At 62.1% G+C, this 21,352-nt stretch carries 16 protein-coding genes and 1 pseudogene; 16 read left to right on the forward strand and 1 reads right to left on the reverse strand.

Annotated elements, in window-relative coordinates:
* Nucleotides 1-65 precede the first annotated feature (65 nt).
* From ACT6UX_RS18150 to ACT6UX_RS18175, 6 genes are read left to right on the forward strand one after another with little or no spacing between them, the layout of a single operon-like run.
* Nucleotides 66-992, forward strand: a complete 927-nt coding sequence (locus tag ACT6UX_RS18150) for an AAA family ATPase (protein WP_444776638.1) — start codon at nt 66-68, stop codon at nt 990-992.
* Complete coding sequence (locus ACT6UX_RS18155) at nt 989-1,465, forward strand: hypothetical protein (protein WP_444776553.1); 477 nt, start codon at nt 989-991, stop codon at nt 1,463-1,465. The genes ACT6UX_RS18150 and ACT6UX_RS18155 overlap by 4 nt, the downstream gene beginning before the upstream one ends.
* Nucleotides 1,462-1,962, forward strand: a complete 501-nt coding sequence (locus tag ACT6UX_RS18160) for an HORMA domain containing protein (RefSeq protein ID WP_444776554.1) — start codon at nt 1,462-1,464, stop codon at nt 1,960-1,962. The genes ACT6UX_RS18155 and ACT6UX_RS18160 overlap by 4 nt, the downstream gene beginning before the upstream one ends.
* Entirely contained in the window at nt 1,959-2,861 is a 903-nt protein-coding gene (locus tag ACT6UX_RS18165) for a CBASS oligonucleotide cyclase (protein WP_444776555.1), read from the forward strand. Before ACT6UX_RS18160 ends, ACT6UX_RS18165 begins: the two co-directional genes overlap by 4 nt.
* A 39-nt stretch (nt 2,862-2,900) precedes the next feature.
* A complete protein-coding gene (locus ACT6UX_RS18170; protein WP_444776556.1) occupies nt 2,901-4,418 on the forward strand; it encodes an SAVED domain-containing protein in 1,518 nt (505 codons plus the stop codon).
* Between the two features lie 57 nt (nt 4,419-4,475).
* Nucleotides 4,476-6,026 (forward strand): DUF2235 domain-containing protein, encoded by a 1,551-nt coding sequence (locus ACT6UX_RS18175; RefSeq protein WP_444776557.1) that lies wholly within the window; start codon nt 4,476-4,478, stop codon nt 6,024-6,026.
* A gap of 22 nt (nt 6,027-6,048) precedes the next feature.
* Here ACT6UX_RS18175 and ACT6UX_RS18180 read toward each other — a convergent pair whose 3' ends face one another.
* Nucleotides 6,049-6,732, reverse strand: a complete 684-nt coding sequence (locus ACT6UX_RS18180) for a DNA-binding protein (RefSeq protein ID WP_444776558.1) — start codon at nt 6,730-6,732, stop codon at nt 6,049-6,051.
* Between the two features lie 70 nt (nt 6,733-6,802).
* Between ACT6UX_RS18180 and ACT6UX_RS18185 the strand changes: the two genes are divergently transcribed.
* The 10 genes and pseudogenes from ACT6UX_RS18185 to ACT6UX_RS18230 all read left to right on the forward strand — a co-directional run bounded on the left by ACT6UX_RS18185 (nt 6,803) and on the right by ACT6UX_RS18230 (nt 21,322).
* Nucleotides 6,803-8,182, forward strand: a complete 1,380-nt coding sequence (locus ACT6UX_RS18185) for a Wadjet anti-phage system protein JetA family protein (protein WP_444776559.1) — start codon at nt 6,803-6,805, stop codon at nt 8,180-8,182.
* On the forward strand, nt 8,179-8,850 hold the full coding sequence (locus tag ACT6UX_RS18190) for a DUF4194 domain-containing protein (RefSeq protein WP_444776560.1): 672 nt from the start codon (nt 8,179-8,181) through the stop codon (nt 8,848-8,850). The genes ACT6UX_RS18185 and ACT6UX_RS18190 overlap by 4 nt, the downstream gene beginning before the upstream one ends.
* Nucleotides 8,847-12,380, forward strand: coding sequence for an SbcC/MukB-like Walker B domain-containing protein (locus ACT6UX_RS18195; protein ID WP_444776561.1), 3,534 nt, complete (start codon nt 8,847-8,849; stop codon nt 12,378-12,380). The genes ACT6UX_RS18190 and ACT6UX_RS18195 overlap by 4 nt, the downstream gene beginning before the upstream one ends.
* A complete protein-coding gene (locus ACT6UX_RS18200; RefSeq protein WP_444776562.1) occupies nt 12,355-13,563 on the forward strand; it encodes a Wadjet anti-phage system protein JetD domain-containing protein in 1,209 nt (402 codons plus the stop codon). Before ACT6UX_RS18195 ends, ACT6UX_RS18200 begins: the two co-directional genes overlap by 26 nt.
* Nucleotides 13,564-13,647: 84 nt before the next feature.
* Entirely contained in the window at nt 13,648-14,250 is a 603-nt protein-coding gene (locus ACT6UX_RS18205; protein WP_444776563.1) for a hypothetical protein, read from the forward strand.
* 114 nt (nt 14,251-14,364) lie between these two features.
* Nucleotides 14,365-14,544: pseudogene (locus ACT6UX_RS18210) on the forward strand (HNH endonuclease); the annotation flags it as partial.
* 27 nt (nt 14,545-14,571) lie between these two features.
* Nucleotides 14,572-14,697 carry a hypothetical protein gene (locus tag ACT6UX_RS18215; RefSeq protein ID WP_444776640.1) on the forward strand — a complete coding sequence of 42 codons (126 nt, stop codon included), beginning with the start codon at nt 14,572-14,574 and terminating at the stop codon, nt 14,695-14,697.
* Between the two features lie 254 nt (nt 14,698-14,951).
* Nucleotides 14,952-17,804 (forward strand): TerB N-terminal domain-containing protein, encoded by a 2,853-nt coding sequence (locus ACT6UX_RS18220; RefSeq protein ID WP_444776564.1) that lies wholly within the window; start codon nt 14,952-14,954, stop codon nt 17,802-17,804.
* A complete protein-coding gene (locus ACT6UX_RS18225) occupies nt 17,773-19,107 on the forward strand; it encodes an ATP-binding protein (protein ID WP_444776565.1) in 1,335 nt (444 codons plus the stop codon). Before ACT6UX_RS18220 ends, ACT6UX_RS18225 begins: the two co-directional genes overlap by 32 nt.
* Nucleotides 19,076-21,322, forward strand: a complete 2,247-nt coding sequence (locus tag ACT6UX_RS18230; protein ID WP_444776566.1) for a DEAD/DEAH box helicase — start codon at nt 19,076-19,078, stop codon at nt 21,320-21,322. The genes ACT6UX_RS18225 and ACT6UX_RS18230 overlap by 32 nt, the downstream gene beginning before the upstream one ends.
* Nucleotides 21,323-21,352 lie beyond the last annotated feature (30 nt).

The following is a 21,352-nucleotide window of genomic DNA, read 5'->3' on the forward strand; positions in this document are numbered from 1 at the left end:
GGGTGCCCTTCACGTGGGGTGAGGGGCACCGACCGGCAAGGAACTGGGAAGGCGAGAGGCGAGCAATGAATCGCAAGTTTTCAGCGATACCGGACGACGGCATGGACCGGCCCAGAGGCATTCAGAGAGTTCGTCGCCTGCCGGCGCCGGAACTGGGCGCCTTGTGGCATTCGATCTTCATCGACGCGCACCTCAAGACGCAGTTGCTGTCCCAGGCGGTGCTGAACTTCACCTTGCGCGGCAAGGTCGAGCGAGCCGTCATCCCGTTGCACGGCGTCATCCTTCTCGTCGGCCCGCCCGGCACCGGCAAAACTTCGTTGGCCCGCGGCCTCGCTCATCGCACGGCGGAGTCCTTCTCCGCCGCCCGGTTTCAATTGCTCGAGGTCGAGCCCCACAGCCTCACGAGCTCCGCAATGGGCAAGACACAGCGTGCTGTCTCGGAACTCTTCTCGCAGTCCGTCGCCGAGGCCGCCGCTGCCGGCCCAACCATCGTGCTCCTTGACGAGGTCGAGACCCTGGCCGCCGATCGCTCCAAGATGAGCCTTGAGGCCAACCCGGTCGACGTCCATCGCGCGACCGACGCCGTCCTCGTCCAGCTCGATGCGCTCGCCGAAACGCATCCCAATCTCCTCTTCGTCGCCACCAGCAACTTTCCGCAGGCCGTCGACAGCGCCTTCACCTCGCGCTGCGATTTGATCGTACATATACCGTTGCCGGATCGCGATGCGTGCCGCCACATCTTGAAGGATTGCTTGGAAGGGTTGGGCCGGACTTTTCCGCCGATCGCCAAGCTGGTCGCCTCGCCTGAATTCGAACGCTGCGCCGCCGAGTGCGTCGGCCTCGACGGTCGGGCCATCCGCAAGATGGTGGCGAACGCGCTGGCGAGCAGCCCGCAGACCGCCATGAACCCGGCACTGGTCACGATCACCGATCTCCTCGCGGCAGCGCGCGCCGCCAAGGCCGCGCGGGTGGACGGAGGCAAGGCCCAATGACGACAATTGCCAGCCGTACGTTCCGCAGCACTCCCCATCGTGACGCCATGGCAACCTGGCGCGCGATCGTGGATCTGTTGACTCATGGCAAGGCGAGCGCAGCTCGTACGGAGTTGCTCGCTGTCGCCGGCATCGCCGCCAGCGTCATCGCGGATCAGGCGCCGAAGGACGCGGCCATCGTCACGACGTGCGATGGGCCTCGTACCCGCATCTATTGCGTCTACGACGACGATGCCATCGACGGCGCCGACGCCAACGAGGATCCGTTCGGCTTCGATCCGCTGAACGGCGACTGGCGCGTGTCGCTGCCCTGTCTCGCCGATGATCTCGCCTGGGTGCAGGCGGCCCTGAAGAAGCACAGCGACCGCGTCACGGCGCGGGATCGCGAGGCCGAGATGACCAAAGCCGCCGACCAGCAATCCGCGCAAGCGCAGGCCCTCGTGCTCGACCCCAAGGGATTCCTCGGATCATGACCAGCGTCGCCGTCTACTCCTACACGCACTCGGTCACCTATGTGGCCGATAACATCCTCAAGAGCTTCAAGGACATCATCCGGGCCAGCGGGCTCGATCCGACCCAGTTGGTCGAGGATTGGGACAGCACGATGCTGGCGCTCAGGACGTGGCTGGCGTCCGGCCATCTCACCTGCGTCGTGCTCGAAGTCTACAATCCCAAGACCGACGCCCTGATCGGCCGCTGGGATGTCGACGTGGTCTACGGTGCCTCCGGCGACGGCAACTTTTGGACGGATACCGATCAGATCAAGTACCACATCCGCAAGGCGGGCCTTTGGCCGAGCGAAGCCCGCTATCGCCTGATTCTGCAGAACAAGGCGGGCCGCCCGGACGTCCGGGGCTGGAGCTCCACCACCTTCCGATCCACCGCCGGCTTTGTTCGCCACAGCCTGGGCTCGACCATCGAGCACAACGGGCTGGGCGGCAATGCGGCCTACTGGAGGAAAGCCGGATGATCACCGTCAACGAGGCCTTTCGAAAGTTCAAGAGCCGGCTGGAACTCAACGACAAGGAGCAGGCCAACGCCACCGCCCGCCACACGGAAGTGCGCGAGTACCTCGACACCAAGTTCGAGATCGACCGCAGCTTCCTGACCGGGTCCTATGCGCGCTACACCAAGACGAAGCCGCTGAAGGACATCGACATCTTCTTCGTCCTCAAGACGACGGGGAAGGACTATCGCGCCAAGGCGCCGTCCGTCGTGCTTGGCGATTTCTACGATGCCCTCGTGGAGAAGTACGGCAAGGACGCCGTGCGCAAGCAAAGCCGGTCGGTCAATGTCGATTTTGGCGTGGTCGTCGATGCTGATGACAACACCGACTATCGCGTGATGAGCATTGACACCGTGCCGGCTTACGCCGCCGGCGACGACTACGAAATTCCCGACGACGACTCCGGCAAATGGATCAAGACCAATCCGAAAACCCATGCCGAGAAGGCGACTGCCGCACACCAAGCCTTCTCCAATGAGTGGAAGGGACTGGTGCGGATGGTCAAGTACTGGAACAACAACCCGCGCCATGAAAAGGAAAAGCCGGTCAAGCCATCCTTCCTGATCGAGGTCATGGCCTTGCAGTGCCTCTATGGCGATTGGCAGGGCCGCTTCGACTACGAAGTCCAGGGCCTCTTCGCGACCTTGGCCGACCGGATTTTCGACGCGTGGCCGGACCCGGCCGGGCTGGGGCCGCCGATCAGTGATGGGATGGACGCTCAGCAGAAGCAACGCGCCCGCACGCTGCTCCAGGCGGCAAGCCGGGAGGCATCGCTTGCCATCGACCATGCCCGCCAGGGGCGCAACGGTGAAGCACTGAAGGCCTGGCGTGCGCTATTCGGTCCCAAGTTCCCACTGTCATGATGGACTGGAGACGCGGAGACATGCCGCTGGAGATCTTCAATGGCTGATGCAGTGAAAGCGCAGTGGCACGGGCACAACTACCAATCGCGCATCTTCTGGCAGAATGCGCTGAATCTGTTGGACTCGACGTCAGGCGTCATCGAAGTCACGTTCGAGGCGGATGGCCCGAAGGCCTTTGACGATGTCGTCGTCAAGTATGATCCGCCGATCGCGCGGTCAGGAGCACAGCGGGTCCCCGCCGAGTACCATCAGGTCAAATGGCACGTCGCAAGTGGCGGCCGCTTCGGCTACGAAGATTTCATCGACCCGGCCTTCATCGGTGCGCAGTCGGCCTCGCTGCTGCAGCGCCTGCAGCAGGCACTCGCGACCGCGTCCGCCGGCTCGCACTTCTCGTTCATCACCACCTACCGGATCAAAGACGGCGATCCGCTTGCCGACCTCGTATCCGGGCATGACAAGACCCTGCTGACCGAACGTCTCTTCGATGGCACGACCGACAAGAGCCGGATGGGGAAGGTGCGCAAGTGCTGGCGGGACCATCTTGGCCTGGCATCAGACGAAGAGCTTCTCCGGATTGTCCAGGGCTTGCGCGTCTTCGAGGGTCACCGGTCGCTCGACGAGCTGCGAACCGAGATCAACCTCAAAGCCCAGGTAGTGGGTTTGCTGACCTGTTCGACGTCGTCGGATTTCCGCTACGACGAGCTGGCACGTCAGCTGAAGGTGCGCGGGCTGAACACCCTGACCCGTGAATTGTTCCTGAGGTTGTGCCGGGAGGAAGGTCTGCTTGCCGAGGCACCAGCCGATCTCGATCCGTTCTTGCCGATCGCCATCCGGAGCTTCCTCGGTATCGCCGCCGACATTGTCGGCGCGGCGCCGGAAAACACACTTCTCCTTACGGCCGAGTTCCGCCAGCGCTACCTGCGTGACGATCGGGAATGGCAACGCGACATCCGGCCGATGGTGGAAGCGTTCTTGAGGGAGGCGGCGAGGCGGAGTGCAAAGCTGCGTCTGGTATTGGATGCCCACGCGTCGATCGCCTTTCTCTCGGGCAGCGTCCTTGACCTGAAATCCGGTGTGGAGACGCATCTCGTTCAGAAAGGACGCGTGGGGACGCGGGTGTGGCGCGCCGATGACGGGTCGGCGGCAAAAGGGGCGCGGTTCGAGGCCGCGGAGGAATCGCTTGCGAGTCGCGGGCACGAGATCGCCATTGCGATCAGCGTATCTCAACCGGCCACCCCTCAGGCGCGAGCCTACATCGCCGCCAACTTACCCAACATAGGCAAAGTGATTTCCTTTGCCATGCCCGCTGGACCGGGCCAGCAAAGCGTCGGCGGCGGCGAACACGCCTCCGCCCTCGCGGAACAGGTGTCCAATTGCGTTCGAGAGGTGAAGGCCGCTAATCCGGACGCCTTGGTCCACATCTTTGCAGCCTGTCCCAACAGTCTCATGTTCTTTCTTGGTCAGCACCATCAGGGCATTGCCCCTTGCATCGTCTATGAGTTCGACTTCGACCGCCGGGGACACAAGACCTACCAGCCCTCGTTCACCATCGACTGAGACCGTGGATCCTGAGCGATCCCGCAGCGGTTGAATGTTCATTCATGGGAGGCCGCATTGGCCAAGAACATCATCATCTTTTCCGACGGGACTGGCCAGGACGGTGGCGTCCGTGCCGAACAACGCATGAGCAACATCTACAAGATGTATCGTGCCTGCAGGGTCAGTCCGGAAACCATCATCGATCCAAGGGATCAGGTGGCATTCTATGATCCTGGTCTTGGAACCGAGACGACGGCGACGGGCATGACTGGCCTGGTACGCTGGACACAGAAGACCCTGGCCTCGGTGTCGGGGCGCGGCATCACAACGAATATCGTCGACTGCTACGAATTTCTGATCAACCACTACGAGCCGGGCGACCGGATCTTCCTTTTCGGATTCAGCCGCGGCGCCTATACCGCACGCAGCATCGCAAATCTCCTGATGCTCTGCGGTGTCCCGACCCGACAGGGCGACCGGCCCCTGCAGCGTTTCAGGAAGTCGACCCGCGATATCGCTCACGAGGCGGTTCATGACGTGCTGGAGCATGGAGCGGGCCATCCGCGCGCCACGTTCGAGGAGGAGCGGCTGGAACTCGCTCGGAGATTCCGTTCGGAGTATGGCGCCGACCACGAATCCGGTGAAGTCCATCGCTCCAACGCAGCGCCTTATTTCATTGGCGTGTTCGACACGGTTGCGGCGCTCGGCATCAAAGGCGCGCTGGCAATCGCCATCAAGATGTCGCTCGTGATGGGGGCGGGCGGGCTCGCGGCGGTCCTCTCTATTGTCCCGTCGTTGGCAATAGGCGGCATTCTGTTCCTTCTGGGCTTTGCTTTCTGGTGGTCGGTGCTGGCACTTGTTGTGGCCGCTGCCGTTCTGGGCGGCGCCCTCATGCATTGGCGCCAGCGCAAGTCCATCAGGAAGATCATCAAGGATTTTCCGAATCCGGGCGATCGATCGACTCATCTCGCCGAATGGAAGGGCGAACACTTCGACCGCCTGCTCAGTCGGTTCGTAGGGTATGCACGCTCGGCAAACGCGATCGACGAGACACGGGAAGACTTTGCTCGCGTTGCCTGGGGCCCTACGGCTGAAATGGAGACCGAACGCAACGGCATCCCGACCTTCAAGCAGATCTGGTTCGCGGGCAACCACTCCGACATCGGCGGTAGCTACCCGGAGACGGAGTCGCGTCTCTCCGATGTGGCACTGGGATGGATGATCGAGGAAGCAGTTGGCATTCCTGACGGTCTCAAGATCGGGCCTGTGATGGTGAGCGGCCACCACCTCGCGGGAACGCCTGAGGTTGGCATTCCTCTCCAGCTCTTTCCGGCCGCCGACGGTCTTCAGCATTGCGAGGTTGCCGGGATGCAGGATCTGCTGGACGGCCGCCTTCCGGGGTGGCTGCGCCGCTTTACGACCGGCCTGGGCTGGAAGGCAGCGCCGCGGCCGATCAACAAGGAAGCTATCGTTCACCCGACCGTCGAGACACGGTTTCGGCTGGAGGCGGTTTTGCAATGTGCCGGCTCGGGCGCCTACAGGCCTGCCTCATTGAAGGAGCATGTGAAGTTCAGCGGATTTTACCTTGATGACGCCATCGGCGGCTCTTCCACTGCAGCGACATGACCGGGCGCGCGCCCTGTTGATCTCACCTGGCTTTTCGGCGGGTGGCCGCAGCCTTCGGGAGTTTGGCACCACTGGATCTTGCCTTCAATACCGCGATCTCGCCGACGAGCCCTTCGATACGCTTCTGCGAGGCGCGGATCTCCTCCCGATCCTGGCCCTGATTGCGCTCGAGGTTGTCTATGACCCGTTGAGAGGCTCGGAGGTCGCTTTCGGCGTTGCGCAAGGCGGCGCGTAATCCTTCGCAGGTTTGGGCAAGCTTGGTGTTTTCGACAACGCGGTCGTCCAGCACCCGATCCTTTTCCTCGCCTTGCCTCTCGAGCCGGGCGACGAGGTCGGTCGAACTTGCCAGGCTTGTCTTGAGGCCGCCGATCTCCTGGCGCAGCCGATCATTCTCGCGTCGGGCATGGTGTGTGGATTCGACCGAGCCGGCCTCCCAGCATTTCTGCGCCAAAGCGGTAATCTGCTGGGAGGTCTCGGTGAAAAGGAGTTGAACCTCACGGGACAACGCCTCTGGAAGTGCCGTCGGATCTCCGTGGGGCTGGGAGACAGCTTCCGGACGATCGGCGAGGGCGGCCTTGATGCGGCGGACATTGCCTCCGCCCAAGCGCATTCTCACCCGCATCGGGTTCACGTCCTCGCCTTCATCGGCAAGAGCTTGAATGGCGGCGGCGATGTCGGAATCGGTGTATTTCTGGGGGCGGGGCATCCGGACTGTATTTATTAGTTTGTGCTAACTTATGATATAACAAACACAGCGTCCGGTGGGAAGTCGGCCGATGAGCTTGCTTGATGTCATTCCGTTTACGCTGTTCCGGGCGCTGTCGGCGTCGGCGCACGTCCGCAACGTCGCCGTCTTGGAACGCCTGTTCGAGCAGTTTTTTGACGATTTTGCGTTCGCCCCCAAGAGGGCGGAAGTCCTCCAGGTCATCCGCGAAGTGCTCGACAATCCGGATTACTCACCGCTGGCCGATGACGCCGACGCAGTCGGCCTGGCGGAAATGGCCGAGCATCTCCTTTATGCCCGCCTGCGCGAGGATGGCTGGCTCTTGGAGGTCACCAACCGGCGCACCGTCGAAGTCTACATGTCGCGGGAAGCCCACGCCCTGCTGTCGGCCCTCATCACGCTGAAGGAAGAACTCAAGGTCGACATTTCGGCCGAATCGAGTCTCATCGACAGTGGCATTCTCGCTGCTTACCAAGACCCCGCCGGCAAGGTCATGAACATCGCCAGCGCACGCCGCCAGGCCGTCCAGCTGCGACGCTCGATCGACGGCGTGGTCACGTCGCTCCACCGTATCGAGGAAGATCTGATGCGGTCGGACGGCTTGGCCGATCTGCTGACAAAATTCATGGACCGCTTCGTGGAGAAGCTGCTTCTGCAAAATTATCGTGCGCTCAAGGCATCGGCCTACAACCCCATGCGGTTCCAGCGCAGCATTCAGACCAACACCGAACGGTTCATGAATGATGAGGGGCAGGTCTCACGGGCCGCCGTCGCCCTGGCCGATCAGGCTCTTGCCAGCGACGTCGCCACGGCTCGAGCTCAGATCCTGCAGGATCTCACACGGATACGCGACGTGTTCGCCGGTTTGGGCGAGAAGCTCGATCTGATCGATCGGTTCTCGCACAAGCTGGAACGCCGGATCGCCACGACGGTGCGCTATCAGGAAACCGCCCGCAACGTCCGCGAAGAAGCGCTTCGCAACGGCATTCGTCTTGCGTTTGCCCAGCTCGACGCTGGACAAGCCGCGTGCATCACGCCTTTGGTCGATATACCGGTGCCGTATTCGACGGCAACGCTTGCCTTGCCGAGGAGGGCCCGTGAACCGGTCGAACCGCAGCTGCGCCGGCCCACGACGCTCGACCCGGCCGATCTCCTGCGCGAGAGCATGTTGGACTCCTATGTTGCCGCGATGGACGTGACGCCGAATGCGGTCGCGGTACGGCTGCGCACAGTGGCGACCGGCGAAGGCTTCTTCGATCTCGATCAGTTCGTGCCGGAGACCGCCCGCGATGTGGCAGTGCTCTACGAAATCCGGAGCGGCTCGATCGGCTCGTTACCCGGGCTGGAGATCCGAAAGGGGACTTCCACGAAGCCGAGCCCATTTATTTCCGGCCCGAACCTGCTCATCCGCCGCAAGGAGGAGGGGCAATGATCGTCTCGCGCTGGGCGGCACGGCAAGCCAACCAGGACCCCAATGTCACCGCCGAGCAGTTGACGGAGACGGCGAACCGTCTGCTGTACCGTCAATTCATCACGCGCGGGGATCCGGGAGGTGGCAGCCACTTCGACCGTATCGTCGGCAACCTCGATTACTTCAAGGATCTCTTCGCAAGTTTCGGCTTTCGCTTCATCTTCAATGATGGGTGGGGCTATGTCGGGTACGTCAGCCCGACGGCTTTCAACAACATGCGAGTGCCGACGCAGGAGACGATCGTCCTTCTGTGTCTGCGACTTCTCTACAACGAAGGCGCCGAAAAGGGCTACTTCGTCAATTCAACCGCCGAAATCCTCGTGGACGAGGACGAAATCCAGACGGTTTTCTCGTCCATGGGATCACGGAGCCTCAAGCCCGGTGAATTGCGCGCGATCCTGACGACATTCAAGCGCCAGGGCCTGATTACGTTCGATCAGACACACTCCCTTCAGGTGGCAGCAGATATCACGATCCGGCCGACCATTACTGAAGCAGTCGACGAGTCCTTCTTGGCGCGCCTCGAGGCGTGGGGCGGGTCGTCCAGCAACAAAGACAGCGACGGGCAGGAAGAGCCCGATTCGGACGGCGCCGCCGAGTCAGATGCGCTGCCGGAGACACCGCGATGATCCCCCTGTTCGTGCTCCGCAACATCGCGGCTGTGAACTTCTACCTCTATGCACAGGACTTCCCGATAGAGGGGCGAGGCCACACCGTTTTCCTGGGCGGCAACGGTTCAGGAAAGTCGGTGCTGCTCGACGCGATCCAGATCGTGATGACCGGGATGAACAGGCGCTATCTCGATCTCAACAGCCGCGTCTCGGAAGGCGGCCGGAGCACCAGAACGATTCGTGAAGCCTGCTTGGGCCTCTTGGACGACGGAGCGGGCTATGAGCGCGACGCTTGCCTGACCTACATTGCGTTGGGTTTCGAAGCGGCCGACGGTTCCAGGCGATGCACCGCTGGCGTCTGTCTCGAAGCCAAGGAGGCGGTCAACGAGGAATCCGTCCTTGGATTGTTCATCGTCGAGGACACGATTCTCCGCTTCAATGATTTCATCGAAGGGCGTCCCGACCGCTTCAAGGAGAAAGCATGGTCCAGCTTTCTCGACGAGCAGCGCCGCAAGGGCAACACCGTTCATACCTTCCAGCGGCAGAGCAACCGCGCCTTTCTACGGCAGCTCTTTTCGATCATCAATGCCAACGCCCGCGGCACACAGCTCGACCCGGATCGGGCGCGCGCCGCCATGCGACAGGCTCTGTCCTTCGATATTGAGCAGATCACCAGCGTCACTGACTTCGTGAAGCGGTTTCTGCTCGATGATATTCCCATCGAGATCGAGACCTTCCAAGCGCGCTATGCCACCTGGCGCGAGATGCAGAAGCAGATCGCGCGTGTCGAAGCCGAAATCAAAGTCGTCGAGGCCATCCGGTCCCTGTCGGAACGCGTCATGGAAGACCAGTTCAATGTGCGTATGTGGACCTATGGAGAGCATCGCGCCGAGTATGATCGCTACGGCGAGGTCATTTCCCGGCAGCGCCAGGAAATTGCCAAGATGCAGGAAGAGCTCACCAGCACCCAAGCCTATCAAGAGACACTCGTCGACAGCATCGAATCCACCCGTCTGCGCTTGAGCGCACTGAAGCAGCAGATAAATGGCACCCCAGCTTACAGGCAAGTTGAAGAAGCGCAGGCGGAGAAGGATCGTCAAGATGCTGTTCGCAGGACGGGCAACGTCGAGGCAAAGCCGATCTTTGATGCATTGAAAGCCCTGCGCGAGGCGGGGGTGAGTGCGGTCTTTCCTGCCAGTGCCTTCCCCGCAGTTGCAGGATTCGTGCAAGCCAATCTCATGTCAGGCGTGGTCGGTGACTATGGCGCGGACTGGCCAAAGTCGCCACGCGAGATGGCACGCTCGATTGCAGCGCTGCCACCTTTGGGAGACGCTCGAGGCCACGTCGAAGAGCTCTATCAGCGCGCTACCGCGGAGAAGGCACGCCTGGCCCAAATGGCTGAAGACGTCGAACGGCAACTCAAGAACCTGCGTTCGGGTGGCACCTACATGTCGAAGGAGACGCAGGACTTCCTGGCCGATATGGCGCGCATGAACATACCGGCTCACAGTCTGTCGGAGGTGGCCGACGTCGCTCCAGATTTTGCCTCCTGGCGAGCAATCGCCGAGTCGGTACTCGGCGACTGGGTCGACGCGGTGATTGTAGAGCCACGATTCATGGATCGCGCCTACGGCCATTTCGACGCCAATTACAAAGCCACGCGCACCAAACTCGTTCAGTCGGAAAATGTTACGTCGCAGGATCAGGTCGTTCGACCCGGAACGCTGGCTGAGGTGGTGACGACGGACAACAGCTATGCTCGAGCCTTTCTCAACGTTCGATTAGGCCGAATCGTTCGTGCCCGGTCGGCAAGCGACATTCGCAAGGGTGATCTTGCCGCGTCGATGGACGGCAAGTACGCCCACGGTCGGGGTATCGAGTACCGGCGTCTACAGGCGCTTCCGCGGCTGGGCAAATCGGTTCGCGATCAGCAATTGGCCCAGTTGACTCTCGAGCAAAAGGAATTGGAACCCAGACTGCGTGCGGCAAAGGACAACGAGACTCGACTTCTGGCGGTGCTCGAGGCGCTTCGGCGTGCTGACACAATGCTTGTCATTAACCGGGCTAATGCGCTCGGCATCCTGGGAAAAATGGAAGCCGCTGAGGCCGAGAGCAAGCGGCAGGCTGTGTTGATCGCGGAACTCGAAGCCAAATTGCCGCAAGGGGTTATGGAAGAAAAGCGGGAGAGCGAGGCTCTCCTGAAGGCCTACCAGCAGGAACAGCGTGACGAGAATGCCAAGGAAAGGGAGCTGATAGACAAGATAGGTCAACGACGAGGCGCAATGAACACGAACGCCGACGTGCGCAAGCAGGCGGCGATCCTGGCGTACGAGGCATTCCCCAACCTTGAGCTGCGTCGGCCGAGGCATGATCCGCCGGTCGCCCTGGAGCGATTTGTTGGACGTGCGCGTGCCAGCTATTGGAAGGAACGAGCGGCACATGATCATCCGGCCAAGGTACGAATCTACTTTGAAGCGCTCCGCAAGGACAAGCGAGCGAGCCAACGGAGTGCCGTCAGCAGACTGATGGCGGCCGTGCAAGACTACGTCCAGGCCAATCCGGATCACCATCCGGGATTTGAATGGACGCAGGTCATTGAAAGCGAGCACACCAGTACCGTTTATGACTGGATCAACCAGCGCCATCGGCATCTTACGGAGACGGTGCTGCGCAATTTCAAGGGCCAGGTGGACAAGGCTGTTTCGGCCCTTGTCGAAACCATGGTCCATGACTTTCTCAGCCGCCTGAGCAGCAATATCGATTCGGTCGAGCGCACCAAGGACGACTTGAACCGCGCGTTGCGGGGCAGCGTGTTCATGGGGGAGGCCTATCAGATCCGCCAGGAACGAGACCAGGACAAGGAGACAATCCGCTACCTGATCGACCGCCTCGATATCGTGGCGCCCAAAGCCACGGCTCTCATGCAGAGTAATCCCAATCCCAGTGATCCGGATCAGGTGAAGATCAAGGAATTGATCGACATGCTCACGTTCGAGAACAGCGACGACGCTGCCCATCGCCGCCGACTACATGAATTGGCGGACTATCGGAACTACTTTCGCTTCAGTATCGATATCTGCGATCCTGACAACGGCTATCGCAAGATCTCTGATCTCGAGCAGCGGCGGGGCAAGGCCAGCGGTGGCCAAAAGTTCGTACCTTTCTACATCTGTCTTGGGGTCGCGGCGGCGTCGGCCTACCACAACCATCTCGGAGGTGCCAAAGAGGCACCGTCGCAATCGGCGCTTCTGCTCATGGACGAAGCGTTCGAGAAACTCGATCCGGACAACATCTACAAGATCATTCGGTTCTACCACAGCCTGGGGCTTCAACTTGTCATGGCTGCACCGAAGACCCATCAGGCGCTCTATCAGGAGACATTCGACACCCTGATCTCCATCATTCGTCGCGGTCGCGCCATTCAGGCTACCCCTCAGCATTTCCATCCGGCCGCCCATGAGCTCCTGCGCGGGGAAAACCCCATGCATAAGCCGCGTTCTTTCTTCGAGGAGCGCGTCCAGCGTGAACGCAAAAATGCAGCAGAGTAGCGGCCTTACGGGTGAAGGGCTGCTAAACCTGTTGCTCGACCGCTTCGAGACACCACGTCAGCGTGCACGCGATATCACTCAGGCGATCGACTACACCCGGGTTGGCGGGCCGGCTGCGCAAGACGAGTTCCATCGCGTCTTGCATGATGCGGAGCGGGCGGGTGGGATCGTCCTTGAAAGGGCGCGGCTTGGCCGTTTCACTGGCGAGTTCGCGCGTGCTCGGCTCGTCGACGCAAACAAGCTGTATCGATTTCTTGTGCGTTCACCGGCCAGCGAGATTGCGGACGTGGCGAGCCGGCGAATCGGCGAGACAATCCCTGATGTTCTGAAAGATCCGTTTTTTGCGGAGGTGGAGCGCGAGGCGATTGCAGCTTGGAGAAGCAACAAGAGCTATCTTGGCCTTTCGCCCACCCAGGTAGACACTTTCAGCGCGGTCATGCGGCTGGCGCATGGGATCGTCCATCTCACGGGGCGCGATGTCGACCATCGAACGTTTTCGCGTCGCACCGTGAAAGACAGCAAGGCTTTGGAGCGCTCCGAAGGCCGCATCGCCCAACTACTCAAGCGGCGCAACGCGGGATTGGCCGGGGACGAGCCGCGGGAAATTCTGGAGGCCTCCGGCATCGTCCGGCGGGCGCACCTCCTTCAGGTGAAGGGCCCTCTGCGCTTGTCGTCCGACGCCCTTACGATCGAGGGGACAGGGGAGATGTTCATTGGCTTGCCCTGGGCGGCCGCCCAGCAAGCAACATTGATGAAACCGGTTGACTACATCATCACCATCGAGAACCCGACGAGCTTCTGGCGCTACTGCATGGAGATTGGGGGATGCTACCTCGCCCTTCTGAGTGACGGCTTTCCGGCGCGAGACGTTCTTTCAAGCATGGTGCATTTGGTGAAAGCGGCGCGAACCATCACCGATGCTCCCATCTATCATTGGGGAGACATTGATGCTGGTGGTGTTCGCATTGCCGCGCATCTCGAGGACGCATTCGGCAATCCAATGCTGTTACATCAAATGCAGCCACGACTTGCTTTGGAGAAGGGGACGTCGTTGCAATCCCGTCAGGGCCTGCAACGGCTTGCTACCAGGCCGGGTGATGTTGGCGACCTCGCTCGCTGGCTTTGTACAGATGAGGCAACGGCGCTTGAACAGGAAGAGCTTGATCCTACGCCACCCGCGTGAAGTACCGACATGGCGCTAAGCGCCATGCACTGAATGGTGCTGGTAGTATGAGCAATATCGAGGCTGTCTAGGGGACTTGGAACCGTGCGTTCTCTCACCGACTTCCTCAACGACCTGCCGGGCGTCATGACGCGGAAGGCGCGCGCAGTCGTGCTGCAAGGCGATCTGCTGAGCGACAAGGAGAAAGCTGACATCCACGCTCGCAATCAGAGCTTCCTCGATACCGTTGTTGCCTTAGGACCCGACGCAGCAGCGTCCATACTGGCAGCATATAGGAACGGCCGTCTGCCAATGCGGAGAGGAAAGAAGCCCGCGAATGCACCAAGAGCGGAAGAATATCTGGCAAAGAGAGAAGAGCTTAGGAAAGAGATCTCTGAACGGCTAAGACGCGAGAGAGCGATCGGAGATCCTTCGTTGATAGTCGAGAGCGATTTGACTGACCAGCATCTCATTGATGCCGTCTTCATCAAGAACTTCGGCAAGGGCCCGGGCGTGATGATGCTAGCTGGCATTGCAGTCTCCAAGACAATTGCTGGCTACAAGACGAACTCAGGCAAGAATACAGGTTGGGCGGTGCAGTTTCAGTGGACCGGCTCGGATGGGCAGCCACGGACGACAGGCCGGATGACGCCTGAAGCAGAGAATCGGCGTAACGACGCAGCGCGGGATTGGGGTCTGCCTAAATGAAAAGCACTCGAAAAAGGGGCAATGGGCATTCACCCAGTCCGCCAAATCCGCAAACCGGGTGACGCGCGGCAGCGCACACCTTGCACGATGGGCGCCAGGCACTATTTTCTGTGAATGAGTCTACCGAAAGCGCCGCCTCGGCCTACCCGATGCATCTTCTGTGACAGTGAGCTTGGCCCCTTCACCAAGCCCGAGCACATCCTGCTCAACGCTCTCGGTGGCCGGAAAACCTCGCGTGGCCTCGTTTGCGACCACCACAATGGAGACTTTGGCAGTTCGATCGACAAAGCGCTGACCGATCAGTTGTCGATCGTCCGCAACATGCTTCGGCTGGAATCGGGCTCGGGTAAGCCGCCGCCCATGCTGCGGCGCGTGCCAGCGGGGCAGGAGGTCTTCAACGTTCGGCAGGACGGCAAGTTCGAGCAGGTCGCGCAGCCCCCTCGCTGACCAACTTGATCTTCGTGCGAATCGCGGCCGAGCCGGGCAGTCTCGTGACGATTTTTCAGGATATGCGGATCTTCCTATTGCCCCATACAGAATTAGCGCGGAAGCTCGGCGCAGAGGCCAATTAGCGAGTGCCACCGGCCAAGACCTCCGGAAGGGTGGCACTAGCTGGCACCACCTCTGTTCAGGTAGCATTTTCGCAACGAGGGAGTGTAGGGGGTGGGGTGATCTCGGGTGCATCTCCATGGCGATGGCCATTGTGGAACGCGGCAGCATTGTTTTGCCTCGCGGTTGCCTTGCCGTACGCCGCCGATGCGCAGGAAGTCCAGGAAAGGGTCCGGGCGGCGCAGCGTGCGCTGCAAGAAAAAGGCTACGATATCGGCTTCATCGACGGCATCATGGGGCCGCGCACCAAGGCCGCGCTCGAGGAGTTTCAGCGCAAGAGTGGCCTCGCCATAACGGGTATCGTCGACCCGGCCACCCTGGGCGCGCTTGTGCCGGCTGATCCGAAACCGACCACCGTGCCGCCGCTCGCGATTCCGCAATCCAGTCCTCCGCCGCCGGCCTACGACTATCCGCCGGCCCGCAGCACCCAGCCACCGCCGCCTCCCACCCAGACCCCGCCCACTCCACCATCCACGCAGTCGGCCAGCAGCAATGGCAACGGCAGCATCTGGATCATCGTCCTGGCGCTCGTGGCCGCCGGCGTGGTGCTATGGCGCCGGCGCGGGAAGGCCTCCCGATCCTCGATGAGTCCATCGCCACAGGCAGAGAAAAGCAGTGCGTCGCCTCGGCCATCGGCATGGGCGAGCCTGCAGCCGGAGAGAAGCGATCACGCCCCGACGCGGCAGTCGACCGAACGCCAAACCCCACACCGGGGCGATGACGATGTCATCGTCACACTCTCGATTGCGCCTGAAGCGCGATCGCCGTCACGGGCGTTCTCCATTCCGGCGCCTCTTTCCCAGAAGGAGCAGAGGGAGCGGTGCTGGGTTCGGGCGGGCCGGTCGCTGACGATAGCGGGGTACGAACTCCGGGGTGGCCTGCTCTATGTCGGAAAGGAGCTCAACCGGCAGAACAGCACCGGGGTCGAGAATTGTCTCATCGATCCCTCCCTCCCGGTCGAAGAGCCCGGCCCGATGCCGCCAGATGTTCCGTACTACCCCTCGTACCGCGCGCTGGAGCCTCGCGCACGCGGCGGCTACCTGCACTGGCTTGCGGACGGGCGCGGCAATCCCGATGCGGAGATCGGCTATGTGTTCCTGTATTTCTACGGGCTCGAGCGCCGCCTGATCCTCGATGGCTCACTTGACGAGCACGACAGCCTGATCGCCGAGGTCGAGCGGCTTCACCGCGTCTATCACAAGAACTACTCGGTCAACCGCTATGCGCGGCTCTTTCTCGACACCGCGAGACTGCTGAAGCCGGACCGGCGCTTCCATGAGGAGGAACCGCCCGACCCGCAGCAGGACTACGAACTTCCACTTTCGGTCAGGCTCGCCATCGGCCAGCTCCTGGCAGAAGGCCGTTCGGTCCCTTGGCAGTGGATGTACGCCTGGACCCTGAACGACCCGCAGACGAGCCTTAGAACGGTGCATCGGCGCGCGGAGAAGGAGCTCAAGGAACTCTTTCGCATACGGTTTGGCGAGAAGCATCCTGACGGGTTTCGGCTTAGCGCGCCGAAAGCCCGCCTCAAGTGGACCTATCGTGCTGCGTCAGGCAGCTTCGTTGTGGACCTGGACGCCCGGCTCGGCGGCCTGCCGGACATCGTCAATCTGACGGGAGCCACCAACAAGATGCGGACGATCCTCGACGCCTGCGCGGAAGAGCTCGAAGGATATAGTCGCTTTCTCGGACGCCGGCCGGACGGCCGCGGCAGCCTGCAGGCGCTCTCGCTCCTGCCGCGTGAGCTCGCCCACGCATCGACAGGCGGCGAGGTCGCGAGGCTTCGGGATTGGCTCGACACCCAACTCGACAACGGCCCTGCGTTCATTAGCGGAAGCGAGCTGGTCGCCCGTCTTGCAGCCGGCGCGAGCTATGGGAAGGCGAGCATCCGCAGCTTCATCGACACTCTCGGCACCTTCGGCGTCGCCGTCATGCCGAACCCGAGGGTATCGCTGCAGCTCCCCAAGGCGGATCAGCCCTTTGTGCTCTACCGATGCGATCGCGAGGAGATCCCGGAAAGCGAGGTGCCAGCCTTCCGATTGGCGAGCCTGGCGCTCACCTTCGGCGCCTTTGTCGCTCACGCCGATTCAGCCTTGTCGCCGGAGGAAGGCAAGCGGCTTGCCGCCTTCGCGGAAGCGGCACCAGGACTTGGCGAGCGCGGTCGCCTCGATCTCGGCGCGCATCTCCGCTGGCTGCAGGTCGTGCCGGCCGAACCCGGCGCCTTGCGCGCCAAGCTTGGCACCCTCTCCGCTGAAGATCGCCACAGGCTTGGGCTGGTCGCCCTGTCGGCGGCGTCGGCGGATACCTCGGTGCATCCCGAAGAGATCAAGGCGCTGCAACGCATCTACAAAGTATTGGGCCTCAACGAGGGGAGCGTTCTGTCCGACCTGCATTCGGCGCTGGCAACCCCCGCGGCGTCCGGATTGACCGCCATTCAGATTGCACCCGCATCGGCCGCTGGCTATTCGATCCCCTTGGACCCGACACGGCGCACGGCGCCTGGCGACATCCAGCTCGATCCCGAACGGCTGAAGCATATCGGTGAGAGCACACGGCGCGTCAGCGAGGTGCTTTCGAAGGTCTTTACGGAGGAAGACGAGGCGCCCGGCGAGGAGCGGCAGGCCGGGGCGATCGCCGACATCGCCGCGATTAGCGCTCCCGAGACGGAGCAAACAACGGCCTTCGAGGGCCTCGACCTTCGTTTCAAAGGTTTCCTTTCCGAGCTTCTGACACGCGCCGCATGGTCCCGGCCGGAACTCGACCTGCTCGCGCGCTCGCGTGCGCTCATGACAGACGGCGCGCTCGAGGCCATCAATGAGTGGGCGTTCGAGCACTATGGCGATGCGCTGGTGGAAGATGGTGATCCTGTTACAATTCAGCAGCACCTCGTCGGCTTCGCCTCCTCGGTAGACCATGTCCAAAGCCAGTCTCATCAAGCCCCGTGAACGTGACGTGATCATGCAGGCGTTGCGGGCCGGCGTGGTTCCCAAGCTGGGACTCCGTCACATCCAGGTCGGCCGGGCGCGCGAAGTCGAGGAGCTGATCAAGGACGTGGATCGGGTGGCCGATGACGGCGCAACGATCCGGTTTGTCATCGGCGACTATGGGGCGGGCAAGACGTTCTTCCTGAACCTCATCCGACTGATTGCCCTCGAGCGAAGGCTGGTCGTGATGAGCGCTGACCTCGCGCCCTCGCGCCGGCTCCACGCCACCGATGGCCAGGCCCGGTCGCTGTTCAATGAGCTCGCCCGAAACACCTCGACCCGGACCAAGCCCGAAGGCGGCGCGCTGACGAGCATTGTCGAGCGGTTCGTGGGCGATACGCTCGTGCAGGCCAAGAAGGAAGGAACGGATATCGAGGATGCCATCCAGCAGAAGCTCTCGCGGCTGCGCGATCTGGTGTCCGGATTCGATTTTGCAACCGTTCTCACGCGTTACACGAAGGCTTACGATGCGGGCGACGAAGAGCAGAAGACGGCCGCCCTGCGCTGGCTGAGGGCCGAATACAGCACCCGCACCGAGGCCCGGGCCGCGCTTGGCGTCCGGGACATCATCGATGACGAGCGCGTCTACGACTACCTGAAGCTCTACGGGGCATTCGTGCGCCTCGCGGGCTATGGCGGCCTTCTCGTCCTGCTCGACGAGATGGTCAATCTCTACAAGCTCACCAGTGCCCAGGCCCGAAACTCGAACTACGAGCAGCTTCTGCGGATCCTAAATGATGTGCTGCAGGGCGGCGCATCAGGGATAGGCTTTCTCATGGGTGGCACCCCTGAGTTCCTCATGGACACAAGGCGCGGCCTCTACAGCTATTCGGCGCTCCAGTCGCGCCTGGCGGAGAACCGCTTTGCGCAAGGCGGCCTCGTGGATCTGTCGGGGCCGGTCCTGCGGCTCCAGAGCCTCACGCCGGAAGATCTCTACATCCTGCTCACCAACATCCGTAACGTCTTCGCCGGCGGCGATCCGGCGCGCCATCTGGTGCCGGACGATGCGCTGATGGCGTTCATGAAGCATTGCTCCCTCAAGATCGGCGATGCCTACTTCCGTACGCCCCGGAACACGGTGACGGCATTCGTCAACCTTCTTTCGGTGCTGGAACAGAACCCCGGTGCTCAATGGCAGACCCTGCTGGATGGCGTCGAGGTCGCAAGTGCGACAGCGGAAGAGGCGGAAGGGCCGGACGTTCCGGCGGCAGGCTCCGCACAGGGGGTAAAGGGTGGCGACGAACTCACCGCCTTCAAGCTCTGAGCAGGCGTCGAGCGGGTTCGACCGCCTCAGTGAGCCGGTCAGGCGCTGGATATGGCAGAAGGACTGGCGGGAGCTGCGCGACATCCAGGAGCAGGCCATACCCGCCATTCTCGACGGCGAGGCGGATGTCATTGTCGCCGCTGCGACGGCGGGCGGAAAAACCGAGGCCGCCTTTCTGCCCATCATCTCGCGCATTGCCGACGCGCCAGGTCGAGGCTTCAAGGCGCTCTATATCAGTCCGCTGAAGGCCCTCATCAACGACCAGTTCAGGCGCCTAGACGAGCTATGCGAGATGGCCGAGTTGCCGGTTCACAAGTGGCATGGCGACGTCTCGGCCTCGATCAAGGCGCGGGCGCGTAGGCAGCCCTCCGGGGTGGTGCTCATCACCCCTGAGTCGCTCGAGGCGCTGTTCGTCCGTCGCGGAGCTGAGGTGCCGGCGCTCTTCGCGACGCTCGAATTCGCCGTCATCGACGAGTTGCACGCCTTCATCGGGCAGGAGCGCGGCAAGCAGCTCCAATCCCTGCTTCATCGGCTCGACGTGGCGACAGGCCGGCTGGTCCGTCGCGTCGGTCTGTCTGCCACCTTAGGCGACATGGCCCTGGCGGCCGAGTTTCTGCGGCCCGGCAAAGGAGAGGATGTCGTCATTCTCGAGAGCGCATCCGGCGGCGCCACTGTGCATTTGCAAGTGCGCGGCTATGAGCGGAAGAACAGGACGGGGCTAGCCAAGGATGGCGACGTCCCTGATGAAGGCGAGCTGCTCTTCATGCGCCAGATTGCCGGCCATATCTTCGAGACGCTACGAGGCAAGAACGGCCTCGTCTTTGCCGGCTCGCGGGCAAATGTCGAGGCCTATGCAGATTTGCTGCGTCTGGCGTCCGAGAAGATTGGCGTACCCGAGGAGTTCTTCGCCCATCATGCCAATCTCAGCCGCGCCCATCGCGAATTCGTCGAAGGGCGGTTGAAGGATGGAAAGCTACCGACCAGCGCGGTATGCACGTCGACGTTGGAACTCGGCATCGATATCGGCGCGGTCGAGAACGTCGCGCAGATCGGCGCCCCTTGGTCCGTCGCGTCGCTCCGCCAACGGCTCGGGCGCTCGGGACGCCGGGACAAGGCGGCGGTCATCCGGCTCTATGTACCTGAGCGAGAGCTTTCCGATGATCTGCATCCGGCGGACCGGCTTCGCTGTCAGTTGGTTCAAGCCATTGCGATGGTGCGGCTTCTCGCGAAACGATGGTGTGAACCGCCACGGATTGGCGCCCTTCATCTCTCGACCCTGGGTCAGCAGATCATGGCCGTTATCTCACAGCATGGGGGCGTAACGGCGGCCCGGGCCTTCGAGCTTCTCGGCAAGCAGGGCGCCTTTTCGACCGTCTCGCCCGACCTCTTCGTGGGGGTGCTGCGCGCGCTTGGCGACAAGGAGAACCGGCTGATCGAGCAGGCGCCGGACGGCGCCTTGCTGCTGGGCGAGATCGGCGAGCGCATCGTTGACCACTATGACTTCTACGCCGTGTTCCAGAGCCCCGATGAGTTCCGTGTTGTCTGCGAAGGAAAGGAGCTGGGAACGCTTCCGGTCCTGACGCTTCTGGTCCCCGGCATGACGATCATCTTCTCGGGACGCCGCTGGGAGGTCATGGAGGTGAGGGATCGCGAAAAGGTCGTCGTGGTGAGCCCGTCGCGCGCGGGCGTACCGCCCATGTTCGGTGGCGAAGGCGGCGATCTGCATGATGTGGTCGCGGCGGAGATGAAGCAGGTCTACCTCGAGACCGACGTGCCGCCATTCCTCGATGAGATTGCCGCGCACCTGTTCTCGGAGGCCAGAAGCGAGTTCCAGCGCCTTGGCCTCGACAAGACGGGCATCATCGAGATCGACGGTGACACATTTCTGTTTCCTTGGGCGGGCTCAGTGGCACTCGGCACGTTGGCGCTTGCGTTGAAGGGCAGTGGCCTCGATGTCTCGACACGCGGCGTCATTTTGGAGGCAAGCCGCATTACGGCGGACAAAATCGTCTCGGCGCTGAAGAGCTTCGAGGGCGCGCCGGCGCCGGATGCAGTGTATCTGGCGATGACCGTCGGCAATCTCATACGCGAGAAGTATGATCCCTACCTTCCGCGCGAGCTGCTCGCGGTCGGCTATGCGTCCGACCGGATGGAGCCCCACGCAGTGCCTGCCCTGGCCAGGCGGCTGCTCCAGCAACCGGAAACTGAACTGTAGGATGGCTACGCCCCGTCGTCGGATGTCGAT

Origin of the sequence: Reyranella sp., from assembly GCF_052439685.1 — a bacterium.
GTDB lineage: Bacteria > Pseudomonadota > Alphaproteobacteria > Reyranellales > Reyranellaceae > Reyranella.

Bases quoted from the DNA above. Each gene is read 5' to 3' on its own strand.
- ACT6UX_RS18195 (WP_444776561.1), top strand. From the start codon at position 8,847: ATGATCCCCCTGTTCGTGCTCCGCAACATCGCGGCTGTGAACTTCTAC.
- ACT6UX_RS18160 (WP_444776554.1), top strand. From the start codon at position 1,462: ATGACCAGCGTCGCCGTCTACTCCTACACGCACTCGGTCACCTATGTG.
- ACT6UX_RS18180 (WP_444776558.1), bottom strand. From the start codon at position 6,732: ATGCCCCGCCCCCAGAAATACACCGATTCCGACATCGCCGCCGCCATT.
- ACT6UX_RS18215 (WP_444776640.1), top strand. From the start codon at position 14,572: ATGCTTCGGCTGGAATCGGGCTCGGGTAAGCCGCCGCCCATGCTGCGG.
- ACT6UX_RS18155 (WP_444776553.1), top strand. From the start codon at position 989: ATGACGACAATTGCCAGCCGTACGTTCCGCAGCACTCCCCATCGTGAC.
- ACT6UX_RS18150 (WP_444776638.1), top strand. From the start codon at position 66: ATGAATCGCAAGTTTTCAGCGATACCGGACGACGGCATGGACCGGCCC.
- ACT6UX_RS18225 (WP_444776565.1), top strand. From the start codon at position 17,773: ATGTCCAAAGCCAGTCTCATCAAGCCCCGTGAACGTGACGTGATCATG.
- ACT6UX_RS18185 (WP_444776559.1), top strand. From the start codon at position 6,803: ATGAGCTTGCTTGATGTCATTCCGTTTACGCTGTTCCGGGCGCTGTCG.
- ACT6UX_RS18170 (WP_444776556.1), top strand. From the start codon at position 2,901: ATGGCTGATGCAGTGAAAGCGCAGTGGCACGGGCACAACTACCAATCG.
- ACT6UX_RS18190 (WP_444776560.1), top strand. From the start codon at position 8,179: ATGATCGTCTCGCGCTGGGCGGCACGGCAAGCCAACCAGGACCCCAAT.
- ACT6UX_RS18165 (WP_444776555.1), top strand. From the start codon at position 1,959: ATGATCACCGTCAACGAGGCCTTTCGAAAGTTCAAGAGCCGGCTGGAA.